Raw genomic sequence first — 15605 nt, 5'->3', positions numbered from 1 at the left:
ATGGCAACCGATTACGACACTCCACGCAAGACCGACGATGACGTCGACTCGGACAGCCTTGAAGAGCTGAAGGCCCGGCGGAACGACAAGTCCACCTCGTCGGTGGACGTCGACGAGTTCGAGGCCGCCGAGGGCCTCGAACTGCCCGGCGCCGACCTCTCGAACGAGGAGCTGGCCGTCCGGGTGCTGCCGAAGCAGCAGGACGAGTTCACCTGCATGAGCTGCTTCCTGGTGCACCACCGCAGCCAGCTGGCCCGGGAGAAGAACGGTCAGCCGATCTGCCGCGACTGCGACTGAGGACGGGTCGGCCGTGTCTGGCTCGACCCCTCCCCGGAAGCGCCGCTTCCCCCTGCGGAAAGCGGACCAAGGGCCGATCGACGGCCCGCACGGCGCGCGTGACGGCGAGCGGGGCTCACCTGCGGCGGGAGCCCCGCTCGAACCGGCGGCGGACCGGGAGAACCCGCCCGCGCCGGCGCAGCACCCCGCGCCCGTGGCCCGGCGCCGGGCGGCGGTGATCCGAGAGAAGGCCCGGGACGTGGCCCGTGAAGGCGCCCGTAAGGGCGGCAGCCGGGCTCGCGCGGGGCTGGCGTACCTCGCGGACCGCGTCATCGAGATCGCCCCGCGCATCCCCGTACGCGACCTCGCGACCCTGCGCGGGCAGTTCCCCGGCCTCGGACCCGAGGAACTGGCCGACAAGCTGGTGGCGGGCGCGGCGGCCGGCACCTCGACGGTCGGAGCCGGGATCGGAGCGGCGGCCATGCTGCCGGTGCCGCCGGCCATGCCGACCGAGCTGGCCGCGGAGGTCACCGGGGTCGCCGCGATCGAGCTGAAGCTCATCGCCGAACTGCACGAGGTCTACGGCGTACGCCCGCCCGGGAACCTCAAGACCCGCACCGCCGCGTATCTGTCCTCCTGGTCGGGGGAGCGCGGGATCGACGTGATGAAGCCGTCGACGTACGACACGGCCATGGGCGGCCACATGAAGCGCCGGCTGCGCCAGCAGATCATGAAGCGCATGGTGCGCGACCTGCCCAACCTGATGCCGTTCATGGTCGGAGCCACGGTCGGCGCGGTCATGAACCGCCGGGACACCAAGAAACTCGCGGCCCGCATCCGGGCCGACCTGCGCAAGATCCAGGTGCCCTGGGACGAGCTGCCGGAGCTGCCGCCGCTGGAGAAGCCGGCGCAGCCGCTGAGACTGCGCGAACTGCCCGACGGGCCCTAGACGGGCCTCGGGCCCTGGACGAGCCTCAGGCGTGCGCCGTGCGCGCCGCCTCGATCGCCGCGGCCAGCTTCTCCGGCTCCCGCGTCGACAGGTACAGGTACGGCGTCGGGTCCTGCGGGTCCGTGACCTCCACGCGCAGCGCCGTCGGGATGTAGGCGCGCAGCAGCAGGAAGGCGCGGGTGTCGGCCTTGTACGTCCGCCAGGCGCGGGCCTCCTCCGCGTCCAGGACCTCCGCCTCGCCCAGCGCCGCCACCGGGACCTTCGCCTCGCCCGCGATCAGGGAGTCGCCCACGACCCGGATGCGCGGGGAGCCGTAGGCGCTGGCCACCACCGCCGCCGCGGCCGTACCGCCGACCAGGCCGCCGAGCAGCGGCAGGGTCCCGAAAGGCAGCAGGATGAGGGCGAACGAGACGCCCACCAGGAAGCTGATCAGCCACCACGAGCGGGGGGCGGTGAGGCGTTCTTCGTACGGGGTGGCGGAGAGCTGCATACAGCCAAGCTTGGCACGGCATCCGCACACCGCCGGAGCCGGGGCGTTCGGCGCGAAGCGCTGTCGTGCGGGGCGGTGGTGGGTGACGGACGGGCGGGTAAGGTCTGCGGCTGTGAGTGGTAGTTCCGCAGCTCTTCAGCCTCCCGCCGACGCGGGGAAACCAGTACGGCACCCCGACGCGCCCGCGCCCGGGGAACTTCTCGGTGCCCACTACGAACACTGTTTCGGGTGCGGCCCCGGCCAGCCGCACGGACTGCACCTGGAGGCCCGCGCCGGTGAGGGCGTCTCGCTGACCGCGGAGTTCACCGTGCAGCCCGCCCACCAGGGCGCCCCCGGCCTCGCGCACGGCGGCGTGCTCGCCACGGCCCTGGACGAGACCCTCGGCTCGCTGAACTGGCTGCTGCGCACCATCGCCGTCACCGGACGGCTGGAGACCGACTTCGTACGGCCCGTGCCCGTCGGCACCACGCTGTACCTGGAGGCCGAGGTCACCGCCGTCGCCGGGCGGAAGATCTACTCCACCGCCACCGGGCGCATCGGCGGCCCCGACGGGCCGGTGGCCGTCCGCGCAGACGCCCTCTTCATCGAGGTCAAGGTGGACCACTTCATCGACCACGGCCGCCCGGCGGAGATCCAGGCCGCCATGAACGACCCGGACCGGACCCGGCGCACCCGCGCCTTCGAGGTGAACCCGTGAGCCGAGACCCGCTGAACGTCCTGATCCGGCGCATCGACGCGGACGTACCGCTTCCGGCGTACGAGCATCCCGGGGACGCCGGAGCCGATCTGCGCACCACCGAGGCGTGCGAGCTGGCACCCGGAGAACGGGCCGTTCTGCCCACCGGTGTGTCGATCGCCCTGCCCGAGGGGTACGCGGCCTTCGTGCATCCGCGTTCCGGCCTCGCCGCCCGCTGCGGTGTCGCCCTCGTGAATGCCCCGGGGACGGTTGACGCCGGGTACCGTGGGGAGATCAAGGTGATCGTGGTGAATCTCGACCCGCGCGAGAGCGTGCGGTTCGAGCGCTTCGACCGGATCGCCCAACTGGTCGTCCAGCAGGTCGAGAGGGTCCGCTTCCAGGAGGTCGCGGAACTTCCCGGCTCGGCGCGGGCCGAGGGGGGCTTCGGGTCCACCGGTGGCCATGCCGCGGTGGGCGGCGAGAGCGGCACAAGCGGTCAGGCCGCCGAGGGCGGTCCGACGGGTGGGAATCGATACGCTTCGGTCGTATCCGACCGGGAAGGACAGTGACGTGTTCGGACGTCGCAAGAAGAAGGGTGCCGCCGAGGACGCGGCCGGCGAGGCCGAGCAGGTCGTCGACAGCGTCGACACCGAGGCGGAGGAGGAAGCCGAGCGCGAGCGCGTCCGGCTGGAGCCCGGGCCCCGGCCCGACGGGCCGTGGGACAGCAGCGAGGTACGCGACCCGGCCGAGGGCCGCGTGGACCTCGGCGGCCTGTTCGTACCGGGCGTCGACGGCATGGAGCTGCGGGTCGAGGTCGCCGGGGACGCCATCGTCGCCGCGACCGTCGTCCTGCGCGACAGCGCCATCCAGCTCCAGGCGTTCGCCGCCCCCAAGCGCGAGGGCATCTGGGGCGAGGTCCGCGAGGAGATCGCGTCCGGCATCACCCAGCAGGGTGGCATCGTCGACGAGGTCGAGGGGCCGCTCGGCTGGGAGCTGCGCGCGCAGGTGCCGGTGCAGCTGCCGGACGGCACCGGCGGCTTCCAGGTCGTCCGGTTCGTGGGCGTCGACGGCCCGCGCTGGTTCCTGCGCGGGGTGATCTCCGGCCAGGGCGCGGTGCAGCCGCAGGCCGCCGGGCTGCTGGAGCAGATCTTCCGGGACACCGTCGTCGTCCGCGGCGAGGGTCCGATGGCCCCGCGCGACCCGATCGTCCTCAAGCTGCCGAACGACGCGCAGATGGTCCCCGAGGGGGTCCAGCAGGAGGAGGGCTCGCGGTTCTCCGGCGGGATGGGGCAGTTGCAGCGGGGCCCCGAGATCACCGAGGTCCGCTAGGCGCTCCGCTGGGTTCAGCCGTTGTTTCCGGCGGGCCGTGCCCCTCGGGGTGCGGCCCGCCTTTTCGCGGGGTCGCGCGCGTGAGGATCCGCCGTTGCCGGGCACGGGTCCGTCGTGGTTGCTCGCGCAGTTCCCCGCGCCCCTTTCGGGGCGCTGTCCCCTCCGGTGATACTGGCGGCCGGTCGATGGGGGAGGGGCATGAGCGGTCAGGTCGTCACCGAGACGATGGTGCGGGTCGAGGGCGTGCACAAGTCGTACGGCGTCGGAGCCGCCGCCGTGCACGCGTTGCGCGGGGTGTCCTTCGAGGTGCCCCGGGGGGAACTCGTCGCCCTGAAAGGACGTTCCGGATCCGGCAAGACCACCCTGCTGAACATCGTCGGCGGGCTGGACACCCCCGACCAGGGCCGGGTCGAGGTCGAGGGGCGGGACCTCGCCCGGCTCGGCGAGAGCGAGCTGCTGCGGCTGCGGCGCGACCGGATCGGGTTCGTGTTCCAGTCGTTCGGGCTCATCCCGATCCTCAGTGCCGCCGAGAACGTCGGCGTACCGCTGCGGCTGCGCCGTGCCGACCCGCGCGAGCGCGAGGAGCGGGTCGAGCTGCTGCTCTCCCTGGTGGGGCTCGCCGGGCACGCGGCCCAGCGGCCCGGTGAGCTGTCCGGCGGGCAGCAGCAGCGGGTCGCCGTCGCGCGGGCCCTCGCCAACCGGCCCGCCCTGCTCGTCGCCGACGAGCCCACCGGCCAGCTCGACGCCGAGACCGGGCACGCCGTCATGGAGCTGCTGCGGGCCGTCGTCGGCAGCGAGCGGGTCACGGCCCTGGTCGCCACCCACGACGCGACCCTGCTGGACCTGGCCGACCGGGTGCTGGAGCTGCGCGACGGGGAGATCACCGAGCACTGAGCCGCGCGGCCGGCGGCGGCCTCATCAGGGTTGCGTCAAAGTTGCCCGCTGCTCCCGCTCCCCGCCCCTTCCGCCCTGATCGTGGGCCGTAAGGTCGACGCTGCGTAGGCGACAGGCACGGGAAGACAATGGGGCCATGGCACGCGGCAAGCTTCGGATCTACCTCGGTGCGGCACCGGGCGTGGGCAAGACGTACGGCATGCTCTCCGAGGCGCACCGCCGGGTCGAGCGGGGTACCGACTGCGTGGTCGCGCTGGTGGAGAGCCACGGCCGGCCGCGCACCGAGGTGATGCTGCACGGCCTGGAGCAGGTGCCGCGCAAGGAGCTGGAGTACCGGGGTGCCGTCTTCGGCGAGATGGACGTCGACGCCGTACTGCGCCGGGCCCCCGCCGTCGCGCTGGTCGACGAACTGGCCCACACCAACGTCCCCGGCTCCCGCAACGCCAAGCGCTGGCAGGACGTGGAGGAGCTGCTGGCCGCGGGCATCGACGTGATCTCCACCGTCAACATCCAGCACCTGGAGTCACTCGGCGACGTGGTCGAGTCGATCACGGGGGTGCGGCAGCGGGAGACCGTGCCCGACGAGGTCGTACGGCGGGCCGACGACATCGAACTGGTGGACATGTCCCCGCAGGCCCTGCGCCGCCGCATGGCCCACGGCAACATCTACCAGCCGGACAAGGTCGACGCGGCCCTGTCCAACTACTTCCGCCCCGGCAACCTCACCGCCCTGCGCGAGCTGGCCCTGCTGTGGGTGGCCGACCGGGTCGACGCCTACCTGAACGCGTACCGCAGCGAGCACCGGGTCTCGGCGATATGGGGCTCGCGGGAGCGGATCGTGGTCGGCCTGACCGGCGGTCCGGAGGGGCGCACGCTGATCCGCCGGGCCGCCCGGCTCGCCGAGAAGGGCGCCGGCGGCGAGGTCATGGCCGTCTACATCGCCCGCAGCGACGGGCTGTCCTCGGCCTCCCCGAAGGAGCTGGCCGTCCAGCGCACCCTGGTCGAGGACCTCGGCGGAACGTTCCACCACGTGGTCGGCGACGACATCCCGGCCGCCCTGCTCGACTTCGCGCGCGGGGTCAACGCCACCCAGATCGTGCTCGGCTCCTCCCGCCGCAAGGCCTGGCAGTACGTCTTCGGGCCCGGCGTCGGCGCCACCGTCGCCCGGGACTCCGGACCCGACCTGGACGTGCACATCGTCACCCACGAGGCGGTCGCCAAGGGCCGCGGACTGCCCGTGGCCCGGGGCGGCCGGCTCGGGCGGGCCCGGATCATCTGGGGCTGGGCGGTCGGCCTGGCCGGTCCGGCGATCCTCGCGGTGCTGCTGAACACCGTCGACCTCGGCCTCGCCAACGACATGCTGCTGTTCCTGGCCGTCACCGTCGCGGCGGCCCTGCTCGGCGGCCTGCTGCCCGCGCTGGCCTCGGCGGCCTTCGGCTCCCTGCTCCTGAACTACTTCTACACCCCGCCGCTGCACCGGCTGACCGTCGCCGACCCCAAGAACATCGTCGCCATCGCGATCTTCTTCGGGGTGGGGATGGCGGTCGCCTCCGTGGTCGACCTCGCCGCACGGCGCACCCACCAGGCGGCCCGGCTGCGCGCCGAGTCCGAGATCCTCTCCTTCCTGGCCGGGAACGTGCTGCGCGGCGAGACGAGCCTGGAGGAGTTGCTGGAGCGGGTCCGCGAGACCTTCGCCATGGAGTCGGCCGCCCTGCTGGAACGCGCCGGTGACGTGGCGCCCTGGACGTGCGCGGGCCGTGCCGGCTTCGGGCCGCCGCTGGAGCGCCCCGAGGACGCCGACGTCGACATGCCCGTCGGCGACCACATGGCGCTCGCGCTCACCGGCCGGGTGCTGCCCGCGGCGGACCGCCGGGTGCTCGCCGCGTTCGCCGCCCAGGCCGCCGTCGTGCTCGACCGCAGGCGCCTGAAGGAAGAGGCCGACCGGGCCCGCACGCTCGCCGAGGGCAACCGCATCCGCACCGCCCTGCTGGCCGCCGTCAGCCACGACCTGCGCACCCCGCTGGCCGGCATCAAGGCCGCCGTGTCGTCCCTGCGCTCCGACGACGTCGCCTGGTCCGAGGAGGACCAGGCGGAGCTGCTGGAGGGCATCGAGGAGGGCGCGGACCGGCTCGACCACCTCGTGGGCAACCTGCTGGACATGTCCCGCCTCCAGACCGGCACCGTCACCCCGCTGATCCGCGAGATCGACGTCGACGAGGTCGTACCGATGGCGCTCGGCGGCGTACCCGAGGACAGCGTCGAGCTGGACGTGCCCGAGACGCTGCCCATGGTCGCCGTCGATCCCGGGCTGCTGGAGCGGTCGGTGGCCAACCTGGTGGAGAACGCCGTCAAGTACAGCCCGCCCGGCCGGCGCGTGCTGGTGGCCGCGAGCGCCATCGCCGACCGTGTCGAGGTGCGCGTGGTGGACCGCGGCCCGGGCGTCCCGGACGAGGCCAAGGACCGCATCTTCGAGCCCTTCCAGCGCTACGGTGACGCTCCGCGCGGTGCCGGCGTCGGGCTCGGCCTCGCGGTCGCCCGGGGCTTCGCCGAGGCCATGGGCGGCACCCTCACGGCCGAGGACACGCCGGGCGGCGGCCTCACCATGGTGCTGACCCTGCGCGCGGCAGGACCGCGTCCCGAGCCGCTCCCCGCCGGGGAGTCCCGTACCGAACCGGAAAGGCAGGCCACATGGTGAGCCCGGCTGGGGGGTCCCCCCAGACCCCCACGAGGGTGCTCGTGGTCGACGACGAGCCGCAGATCGTGCGGGCCCTCGTGATCAACCTCAAAGCGCGCAAGTACGAGGTCGACGCCGCCGCCGACGGCAGGACAGCGCTCGAACTCGCCGCCTCCCGCCACCCCGACGTGGTCGTCCTCGACCTGGGCCTGCCCGACATGGACGGCGTCGAGGTGATCAGGGGACTGCGCGGCTGGACCCGGGTGCCGATCCTGGTGCTGTCCGCCCGCCACTCCTCCGACGAGAAGGTCGAGGCGCTGGACGCGGGCGCCGACGACTACGTGACCAAGCCGTTCGGCATGGACGAGCTGCTGGCCCGGCTGCGGGCCGCCGTCCGCCGGGCGGAACCGGCCGGGCCGGGCGAGGACGACGTGACGACCGTCGAGACCGAGGGCTTCACCGTCGACCTCGCCGCCAAGAAGGTCAACCGGGGCGGCAGGGACGTCCGGCTCACCCCGACCGAGTGGCACCTGCTGGAGGTGCTGGTCCGCAACACCGGCCGGCTGGTCAGCCAGAAGCAGCTGCTCCAGGAGGTGTGGGGGCCGTCGTACGGGACCGAGAGCAACTACCTGCGGGTGTACATGGCCCAGCTGCGGCGGAAGCTGGAGTCGGACCCCTCGCACCCCAAGCACTTCATCACGGAGCCGGGGATGGGCTACCGGTTCGAGAAGTGAGCTGCGCTACGGTCCTGTCGGAGCACCCCGGTACGCTTCAGGTATGACTGCTGTTCCTCGTTCCGAAAAGCCGGCGGGCCGGTTCCGGCGCATGCTCGACCGGCTCTCCTCGTCGCAGGAGGACCTGGAGTCCGAGGAGCTGCGCGAGGACGCGGAGACGGCCGGGTGCACGAAGATCGGTGACTGTCACGACCGACAGATCGTCACCGTAACTGGTACCTTGCGCACGGTCACCTTGCGCCCGCGCGCCGGAGTCCCGGCCCTGGAGGCCGAGCTGTTCGACGGTTCCGCCGCGCTGGACGTGGTGTGGCTCGGCAGGCGCTCCATCGTGGGGATAGAACCGGGGCGCAAGCTGATCGCATCGGGCCGGATCTCGATGAGCCGGGGCCGCCGGGTGCTGTTCAACCCGAAATACGAACTGCGACCCCTTGGACGGGAGTAGCCGGTGACGTCCCTCGACAAGCCGACCCAAGACACCGACCAGACTCGGCCCGACGACGCCCGCGCGGTGACCGAGGCGGCGCTGTTCGAGGCCTTCGGCGGGGTCCGCGGCATGGTCGAGACGGTCCTGCCGGGCCTCCTCTTCGTCGCGATCTTCACGGTCAACAAGAACCTGCACATGGCGGCGATCGCCGCGCTGGCCCTGTCGCTGATCCTGGTCGTCGTCCGGCTGGCGATGAAGGACACCGTCAAGCACGCCTTCAGCGGTGTCTTCGGCGTGGTCTTCGGTGTCGTGTTCGCCATGTTCACCGGCAACGCCAAGGACTTCTACCTCCCCGGCATGCTCTACACGCTGGGCCTGGCGCTGGCCTACATCATCACGACGCTGGCCGGTGTGCCCCTGATCGGCCTCATCCTCGGCCCGGTCTTCAAGGAGAACCTCTCCTGGCGCACCCGCAACCCCGGCCGGAAGAAGGCGTACGCCAAGGCCAGTTGGGCCTGGGGCCTGATCCTGCTCGCCAAGTGCGCGATCCTCTTCCCGCTGTACTGGTGGGCCGACACCACCCAGCTCGGCTGGGTCCTCGTCATCCTGAAGATCCCGCCGTTCCTGCTGGCGGTGTGGCTGACCTGGGTCTTCCTGGCGAAGGCGCCCGCGCCCATCGACGTGTTCGCGGAGATGGAGGCGGAGGAGAAGGCGGCGGAGGAGCGGAAGGCCGCTGCGGAGGCGGCCGGCGGCCGGCACCGCCGGGAGGGCTGAGCCGGTACCAGGGGAGGGTGAGCCGGTACTGGGGAGGCTGAGCGGCTCCCCCGAGGGGCAGGCAGGCCGCGCTGAGCCGGGGCCGCGGAGGGTACGCCGGCATCGCTGGGAGGGCCAGGCGAACTCCCCGAGAGGCTGGGCGCCGCCCGGCAGGCTGGTCCGGGATCGCTGAGAGAGTCAGACACGCTTCGCCCGGACTGCTGGAGCCGGGGCCGCCGGGAGGCTGGGCCGGCACCGCGGGTGGGCCAGACGGGCCCCCAGGAGAGTCAGGCAATCCACGGGCATTCTCCGCCGGGAGGCTGGGCCGGCACCCCGCCGGGCCAGACGGGCTCCCCGGGAGGCTGGGCCGGCTCCGCCGGGAAGGGGCAGGCAAGCTCCGCCAGGAGGCTGGGCGGGCTCCGCCAAGTGGGCCGGCGAACCCCGGAGGTCAGACGCAGGGACGTTCAGGGACGACGAAGGGCGCCCTCGGGGACAAGGGCGCCCTTCGTTCGTGGGGTCAGTCCTCCCGGCGCACCGACAGCAGGTCCTCCAGCTGCTCCTCCCGGGCCTGCGCGGCCACGAAGAGGAGTTCGTCGCCCGGCTCCAGGGAGTCCTCCTTGGAGGGGGTCAGCACGCGGGTGCCGCGGATGATCGTGACCAGGGAGGTGTCCTCCGGCCACTGCACGTCCCCGACCTGGGTGCCGGCCAGGGCCGACTCCTCGGGCAGGGTCAGCTCGACGAGGTTCGCGTCGCCGTGGCTGAAGCGGAGCAGGCGGACCAGGTCGCCGACGCTCACCGCCTCCTCGACCAGGGCGGACATCAGGCGCGGGGTGGAGACGGCGACGTCGACGCCCCAGGCCTCGTTGAACAGCCACTCGTTCTTGGGGTTGTTCACCCGGGCCACAACGCGCGGAACGCCGTACTCCGTCTTGGCGAGCAGCGAGACGACCAGGTTCACCTTGTCGTCGCCGGTCGCGGCGATCACGACGTTGCAGCGCTGCAGCGCCGCCTCGTCCAGGGAGGTGATCTCGCAGGCGTCGGCGAGCAGCCACTCCGCCTGCGGGACGCGCTCGACCGAGATGGCGGTCGGCGCCTTGTCGATCAGCAGGACCTCGTGGCCGTTCTCCAGCAGCTCGCCCGCGATCGAGCGGCCGACGGCCCCGGCCCCGGCAATGGCGACCCTCATCAGTGACCGCCCTCCTCTTCCGGGCCACCGGCGAACGCCGCCTCGACCTTGTCCACGTCGTCCGTCCGCATCATCACGTGCACGAGGTCGCCCTCCTGCAGCACCGTCTGCGAGGTGGGCAGGATCGCCTCGCCCAGGCGGGTCAGAAACGCCACCCGGACACCCGTCTCCTCCTGCAACTTGCTGATCTTGTGGCCGACCCACTTCGGGGAGGCGTGCACCTCGGCCAGCTGCACCCCGCCGGTGGGATCGCGCCACAGCGGCTCGGCCCCGGAGGGCAGCAGCCGGCGCAGCATCTGGTCGGCGGTCCAGCGCACCGTGGCCACGGTGGGGATGCCCAGGCGCTGGTAGACCTCGGCGCGGCGGGGGTCGTAGATGCGGGCGGCCACGTTCTCCACGCCGAACATCTCGCGGGCCACGCGCGCGGAGATGATGTTGGAGTTGTCGCCGCTGGAGACGGCGGCGAAGGCGCCGGCCTCCTCGATGCCCGCCTCGCGCAGGGTGTCCTGGTCGAAGCCGACGCCGGTGACCCGGCGGCCCCCGAATCCCGGGCCCAGCCGACGGAAGGCGGTGGGGTCCTGGTCGATCACGGCGACCGTGTGTCCCTGTTGCTCCAGGGTCTGGGCAAGAGCGGAACCCACTCTTCCGCAGCCCATGATGACGATGTGCACGACCGTCCTTCCGGTGTCCAAAAGCTACTGCTCAGCATCAGGGTCTCAGACCGACGCCCAAAGCTACACACGGGCGCCACGCGGGGGGCACCCCTGTGCCGCGGGCGGTGGCGGGAGCCGTCGGCGAGTGATGCTGCGCACGCTGCACAGGGTCAGGATTCCGAGGCCGCCGAGGGCGAGCAGCGCCCCGATCAGCTCCGCGGTCGCGGGCATGGAACCTCCGAAGTGCGATGACAGACGGGGTTTGCCATCTAGGCACGGCGGGCACACGAAGCACGGATTCCGTAGTTCCGTGCGCCCCCGATTTCACTCGTGAGGCAGATCCAGCACGCCGGGTGGGCGGGTGCCTGTTCGAAGGCTTACGATCCTCTCTCGTGTCCAAACTGACCGACGTGCCCAAACGGATCCTGATCGGGCGCGCACTGCGCAGTGACCGGCTGGGCGAAACGCTCCTGCCGAAGCGCATCGCACTCCCCGTCTTCGCTTCCGACCCGCTGTCCTCCGTCGCCTACGCGCCGGGGGAGGTCCTGCTGGTCCTGTCCATCGCGGGCGTGTCGGCGTACCACTTCAGCCCCTGGATCGCCGTCGCGGTCGTCGTGCTGATGTTCACCGTGGTCGCCTCCTACCGGCAGAACGTGCACGCCTACCCGAGCGGCGGCGGCGACTACGAGGTCGCGACCACCAACCTCGGCCCCAAGGCCGGCCTCACCGTGGCCAGCGCGCTGCTCGTGGACTACGTCCTCACCGTCGCCGTCTCCATCTCCTCCGGCATCGAGAACCTCGGCTCCGCGATCCCCTTCGTGGTCGAGCACAAGGTGTTCTGCGCCGCCGCCGTCATCGTGCTGCTGACACTGATGAACCTGCGGGGCGTGAAGGAGTCCGGCAAGCTCTTCGCGATCCCGACGTACGTGTTCGTCGGCGGCGTCTTCATCATGATCGCGTGGGGCGCCTTCCGCGGCCTGGTCCTCGGGGACACCATGCGGGCGCCGACGGCGGCCTACCACATCAAGGCCGAGCACCAGGGGCTGGCGGGCTTCGCGCTCGTCTTCCTGCTGCTGCGCGCCTTCTCCTCCGGCTGTGCCGCCCTCACCGGCGTCGAGGCCATCTCCAACGGCGTGCCCGCCTTCCGCAAGCCCAAGTCGAAGAACGCGGCCACCACGCTCGCCATGATGGGCCTGCTCGCTGTCACCATGTTCTGCGGCATCATCGTGCTCGCCATGACCACCAAGGTCCGCATGGCCGAGAGGCCGGCCACCGACCTGCTGCACAACGGCGTCCCGCTCGGCTCCGGCTACGTCCAGAACCCGGTGATCTCCCAGGTCGCCGAGGCGGTCTTCGGCAAGGGCAGCTTCCTGTTCGTGCTGCTCGCCGCCGCCACCGCGCTCGTCCTGTTCCTGGCCGCCAACACGGCGTACAACGGCTTCCCGCTGCTCGGCTCGATCCTCGCCCAGGACCGCTACCTGCCGCGCCAGCTGCACACCCGCGGCGACCGGCTCGCCTTCTCCAACGGCATCGTGCTGCTCGCCGGCGCGGCGATGCTGCTGGTGTTCATCTACGGCGCCGACTCCACCCGCCTGATCCAGCTGTACATCGTCGGCGTGTTCGTGTCCTTCACGCTCAGCCAGACCGGCATGGTCCGGCACTGGAACCGCCACCTCGCGGTGGAGAGGGACCCGGCCAAGCGCAGCCACATGATCCGCTCCCGCGCGATCAACGCGTTCGGCGCCTTCTTCACCGGCCTGGTGCTCGTCGTCGTCCTGGTCACCAAGTTCACGCACGGCGCCTGGGTGGCCCTGCTCGGCATGTGCATCTTCTACGCGACGATGACCGCCATCCGGAAGCACTACGACCGGGTCGCCGAGGAGATCGCCGCGCCCGAGGGCCCGAGCGACGACATGGTCCGCCCGTCCCGCGTCCACTCGGTCGTGCTCATCTCCAAGATCCACCGCCCCACCCTGCGCGCCCTGGCCTACGCCAAGCTGATGCGCTCGGACACCCTGGAGGCGCTGACCGTCAACGTCGACCCGGCCGAGACGAAGGCGCTGCGCGAGGAGTGGGAGCGGCGCGGGATCGACGTACCGCTCAAGGTCCTGGACTCGCCGTACCGCGAGATCACGCGGCCGATCATCGAGTACGTCAAGAGCCTGCGCAAGGAGTCCCCGCGCGACGCGGTCTCCGTGATCATCCCCGAGTACGTGGTCGGCCACTGGTACGAGCACCTGCTGCACAACCAGAGCGCGCTGCGCCTCAAGGGCCGCCTGCTGTTCACGCCCGGCGTGATGGTCACCTCCGTCCCCTACCAGCTGCAGTCCTCCGAGGCCGCCCGCGCCCGCGCCCGCAAGCGGCAGGAGTGGAACGCACCGGGCGCCGTCCGGCGCGGTCCGGCGGTGGAACGACCGAAGGAGCCGTCGGGCAAGGAGTGAGGTTAGGGGCGGGGCGGATGACGCCTCGCCGCGAGGACTGACGTGGGCTGACGGAGTAGCTGAAGGAGTAGCGCCCGTGGGGCCCTCGGGCGAGGTCCGAGGGCAGGCGGGAAGGCCGTAGACTGGTGGGCTGTTGTCGGGCCCGCCGGTGTGCGGGCCGCACCCGCTGTCGATCTGGAGTCACCCCACCATGCCCGCAGAACCGAAGAAGTCGCTGGTGGGGGAGGAGTACGAGGTCGAGATCGGCCCCGTCGCCCACGGCGGCCACTGCATCGCCCGCACGTCCGAGGGACAGGTGCTGTTCGTCCGGCACGCGCTGCCCGGCGAGCGGGTGGTGGCCAAGGTGACCGAGGGCGAGGAAGGCGCCCGCTTCCTGCGCGCGGACGCCGTGCGCGTCCTGGAGGCGTCCAAGGACCGCATCGAGGCCCCCTGCCCGTTCGCCGGCCCCGGCCGCTGCGGGGGCTGCGACTGGCAGCACGCCAAGCCGGGCGCCCAGCGGCGGCTGAAGGCCGACGTGATCGCCGAACAGCTCCAGCGGCTCGCCGGCCTCACCCCCGAGGAGGCGGGCTGGGACGGCACCGTGGTCCCCGCCGAGGGCGACAAGCTGCCCGCCGGCCAGGTCCCGCAGTGGCGCACCCGCGTCCAGTACGCCGTCGACGCCGAGGGCCACGCCGGTCTGCGCCGGCACCGCTCGCACGAGGTCGAGCGCATCGACCACTGCATGATCGCGGCGGCGGGCGTCAGTGAGCTGGGCATCGAGAAGCGGGACTGGACCGGCATGGAATCGGTCGAGGCGATCGCGGCGACCGGCTCCCAGGACCGCCAGGTGATCCTCACCCCGCGCCCGGGCGCCCGCCTCCCGCTGGTCGAACTGGACCGGCCGGTGTCGGTCCTGCGGGTGGACGAGAAGTCCGGTGGGGTGCACCGCGTCCACGGCCGCCCCTTCGTCCGCGAACGCGCGGACGGCCGTACGCACCGGGTGGGCAACGGCGGTTTCTGGCAGGTGCACCCGAAGGCGGCGGACACGCTCGTCACCGCCGTCATGCAGGGCCTGCTGCCCCGCAAGGGCGAGACGGCCCTGGACCTGTACTGCGGCGTCGGCCTCTTCGCGGGCGCGCTCGCCGACCGGCTCGGTGAGAAGGGCGCCGTCCTCGGCATCGAGTCAGGCAAGCGGGCGGTGGAGGACGCGCGGCACAACCTGGCCGACTTCCCGCGGGTCCGCGTCGAGCAGGGCAAGGTCGAGTCGGTCCTGCCGCGCACCGGCATCACCGAGGTCGACCTGATCGTCCTCGACCCGCCCCGCGCCGGCGCCGGCCGCGACACGGTCGCCCACCTCGCGTCCCTCGGCGCCCGCCGCATCGCCTACGTCGCCTGCGACCCCGCTGCGCTGGCCCGGGACCTGGGGTACTTCCGGGAGGGCGGCTACCGGGTGCGGACGCTTCGGGCGTTCGATCTGTTTCCGATGACGCATCACGTGGAGTGCGTGGCGATTCTGGAGCCCGCTGCGAAGGGGCTGTGACCTGCGGTATCCCCGGGTTGCTCCGGAACGGCCGGGTGCGCTCGACCTGTTTCCCGAAGTGCACCAGGTGAACCACGGCAGATGCGCCGTGCAGGGCACTGACCTGGCGTTCCGCGAGTCGCGCCGAGCGCTGGACGCGCCCCGTCCGGTCCAGGCTCTCCGAGGTGGCAAGTGGTCGTGACGCTCGGCCGACGCTCATTCTGACGGCTTGGCAGGGCTCCTTGCGGGGGTGTGCAGGGAGCCGGCGGGCCACCCCGCCGCCCATCGCCTTGACCCGAGCACGAGTGGCACGATGCCGGCGCCGCTCACCGCGTGGGGGGATGGAACCGTCCTGCGAGGCGGTGCCGCTGCGGGAGGCTCTGCGGTGGCAGCGGGGCCACACCCACGACGCGCCAGCGCGGTGAAGAACGGGTTGGCGAGGTCGTGGACCACAACGGCCGGCACTCGGGAGGCCCAGCCGCGCAACTGCCGGGGGCCTTCGGCGCGTACGCAACCGAGTGATCACCAGCTCACGGATGGACACTGGCTGGGGTACTCCGACCTGGCCCACTATGTGTGGCGCTACTGTTCCGCAGGTCGGCGACGAGCATCTCGAAGCGATGGTGAC

Annotated in this window: 15 protein-coding genes; 12 read left to right on the top strand and 3 right to left on the bottom strand. The window is 72.1% G+C overall.

Features of this window, described 5'->3' with window-relative positions:
- Together ABZV94_RS03160 and ABZV94_RS03155 are read left to right on the top strand one after the other, a co-directional pair.
- Positions 1-297, top strand: a complete 297-nt coding sequence (locus ABZV94_RS03160; protein WP_003997302.1) for a DUF4193 domain-containing protein — start codon at positions 1-3, stop codon at positions 295-297.
- A 13-nt stretch (positions 298-310) separates the two neighbouring features.
- Positions 311-1225 (top strand): hypothetical protein, encoded by a 915-nt coding sequence (locus ABZV94_RS03155; protein WP_356336596.1) that lies wholly within the window; start codon positions 311-313, stop codon positions 1223-1225.
- A 25-nt stretch (positions 1226-1250) separates the two neighbouring features.
- Here the strand turns inward: ABZV94_RS03155 and ABZV94_RS03150 are convergent, their stop codons facing one another.
- Positions 1251-1715 carry a DUF3093 domain-containing protein gene (locus tag ABZV94_RS03150; RefSeq protein WP_356336594.1) on the bottom strand — a complete coding sequence of 155 codons (465 nt, stop codon included), beginning with the start codon at positions 1713-1715 and terminating at the stop codon, positions 1251-1253.
- Between the two features lie 112 nt (positions 1716-1827).
- Between ABZV94_RS03150 and ABZV94_RS03145 the strand changes: the two genes are divergently transcribed.
- The 8 genes from ABZV94_RS03145 to ABZV94_RS03110 all read left to right on the top strand — a co-directional run bounded on the left by ABZV94_RS03145 (position 1828) and on the right by ABZV94_RS03110 (position 9220).
- Positions 1828-2412 (top strand): PaaI family thioesterase, encoded by a 585-nt coding sequence (locus ABZV94_RS03145; RefSeq protein ID WP_356336592.1) that lies wholly within the window; start codon positions 1828-1830, stop codon positions 2410-2412.
- A complete protein-coding gene (gene dut, locus ABZV94_RS03140) occupies positions 2409-2960 on the top strand; it encodes a dUTP diphosphatase (RefSeq protein WP_356336590.1) in 552 nt (183 codons plus the stop codon). The genes ABZV94_RS03145 and dut overlap by 4 nt, the downstream gene beginning before the upstream one ends.
- Position 2961: 1 nt before the next feature.
- Positions 2962-3720: a DUF3710 domain-containing protein gene (locus ABZV94_RS03135; RefSeq protein WP_356336588.1), complete on the top strand. Its 759-nt coding sequence runs from the start codon at positions 2962-2964 to the stop codon at positions 3718-3720.
- 198 nt (positions 3721-3918) lie between these two features.
- The gene (locus ABZV94_RS03130) at positions 3919-4614 is read left to right on the top strand and encodes an ABC transporter ATP-binding protein (protein WP_356336585.1); all 696 of its coding nucleotides are present in this window, start codon (positions 3919-3921) and stop codon (positions 4612-4614) included.
- A gap of 136 nt (positions 4615-4750) precedes the next feature.
- Positions 4751-7309: a sensor histidine kinase KdpD gene (locus ABZV94_RS03125; RefSeq protein ID WP_356336583.1), complete on the top strand. Its 2559-nt coding sequence runs from the start codon at positions 4751-4753 to the stop codon at positions 7307-7309.
- Positions 7303-8022, top strand: a complete 720-nt coding sequence (locus tag ABZV94_RS03120; RefSeq protein ID WP_356336581.1) for a response regulator — start codon at positions 7303-7305, stop codon at positions 8020-8022. Before ABZV94_RS03125 ends, ABZV94_RS03120 begins: the two co-directional genes overlap by 7 nt.
- Before the next feature lie 43 nt (positions 8023-8065).
- Positions 8066-8464 (top strand): OB-fold nucleic acid binding domain-containing protein, encoded by a 399-nt coding sequence (locus ABZV94_RS03115; RefSeq protein ID WP_078629620.1) that lies wholly within the window; start codon positions 8066-8068, stop codon positions 8462-8464.
- 3 nt (positions 8465-8467) lie between these two features.
- Positions 8468-9220: a DUF3159 domain-containing protein gene (locus ABZV94_RS03110; protein ID WP_356336579.1), complete on the top strand. Its 753-nt coding sequence runs from the start codon at positions 8468-8470 to the stop codon at positions 9218-9220.
- A 496-nt stretch (positions 9221-9716) separates the two neighbouring features.
- Here the strand turns inward: ABZV94_RS03110 and ABZV94_RS03105 are convergent, their stop codons facing one another.
- Together ABZV94_RS03105 and ABZV94_RS03100 are read right to left on the bottom strand one after the other, a co-directional pair.
- The gene (locus ABZV94_RS03105) at positions 9717-10385 is read right to left on the bottom strand and encodes a TrkA family potassium uptake protein (protein WP_014675525.1); all 669 of its coding nucleotides are present in this window, start codon (positions 10383-10385) and stop codon (positions 9717-9719) included.
- Positions 10385-11056, bottom strand: a complete 672-nt coding sequence (locus ABZV94_RS03100) for a TrkA family potassium uptake protein (RefSeq protein WP_014675526.1) — start codon at positions 11054-11056, stop codon at positions 10385-10387. The genes ABZV94_RS03105 and ABZV94_RS03100 overlap by 1 nt, the downstream gene beginning before the upstream one ends.
- Positions 11057-11430: 374 nt before the next feature.
- On the opposite strand from ABZV94_RS03100, the gene ABZV94_RS03095 reads away from it, so the two are divergent.
- Positions 11431-13479, top strand: a complete 2049-nt coding sequence (locus tag ABZV94_RS03095; RefSeq protein WP_356336576.1) for an APC family permease — start codon at positions 11431-11433, stop codon at positions 13477-13479.
- Between the two features lie 190 nt (positions 13480-13669).
- Positions 13670-14998, top strand: coding sequence for a TRAM domain-containing protein (locus ABZV94_RS03090; protein ID WP_356336574.1), 1329 nt, complete (start codon positions 13670-13672; stop codon positions 14996-14998).
- Positions 14999-15605: the final 607 nt, after the last annotated feature.

It is taken from the genome of Streptomyces sp. NPDC004658 (assembly GCF_040609555.1).
Lineage (GTDB): Bacteria > Actinomycetota > Actinomycetes > Streptomycetales > Streptomycetaceae > Streptomyces.
Note: the sequence above shows the minus strand (reverse complement) of the source record. Positions and strands in the feature narration are given on the sequence as shown.

What these genes read in the sequence shown, in the direction of transcription:
- ABZV94_RS03130 (WP_356336585.1), top strand. Translation starts at nt 3,919, where the DNA reads ATGAGCGGTCAGGTCGTCACCGAGACGATGGTGCGGGTCGAGGGCGTG.
- ABZV94_RS03150 (WP_356336594.1), bottom strand. Translation starts at nt 1,715, where the DNA reads ATGCAGCTCTCCGCCACCCCGTACGAAGAACGCCTCACCGCCCCCCGC.
- ABZV94_RS03125 (WP_356336583.1), top strand. Translation starts at nt 4,751, where the DNA reads ATGGCACGCGGCAAGCTTCGGATCTACCTCGGTGCGGCACCGGGCGTG.
- ABZV94_RS03090 (WP_356336574.1), top strand. Translation starts at nt 13,670, where the DNA reads ATGCCCGCAGAACCGAAGAAGTCGCTGGTGGGGGAGGAGTACGAGGTC.
- ABZV94_RS03115 (WP_078629620.1), top strand. Translation starts at nt 8,066, where the DNA reads ATGACTGCTGTTCCTCGTTCCGAAAAGCCGGCGGGCCGGTTCCGGCGC.
- ABZV94_RS03160 (WP_003997302.1), top strand. Translation starts at nt 1, where the DNA reads ATGGCAACCGATTACGACACTCCACGCAAGACCGACGATGACGTCGAC.
- ABZV94_RS03120 (WP_356336581.1), top strand. Translation starts at nt 7,303, where the DNA reads ATGGTGAGCCCGGCTGGGGGGTCCCCCCAGACCCCCACGAGGGTGCTC.
- ABZV94_RS03105 (WP_014675525.1), bottom strand. Translation starts at nt 10,385, where the DNA reads ATGAGGGTCGCCATTGCCGGGGCCGGGGCCGTCGGCCGCTCGATCGCG.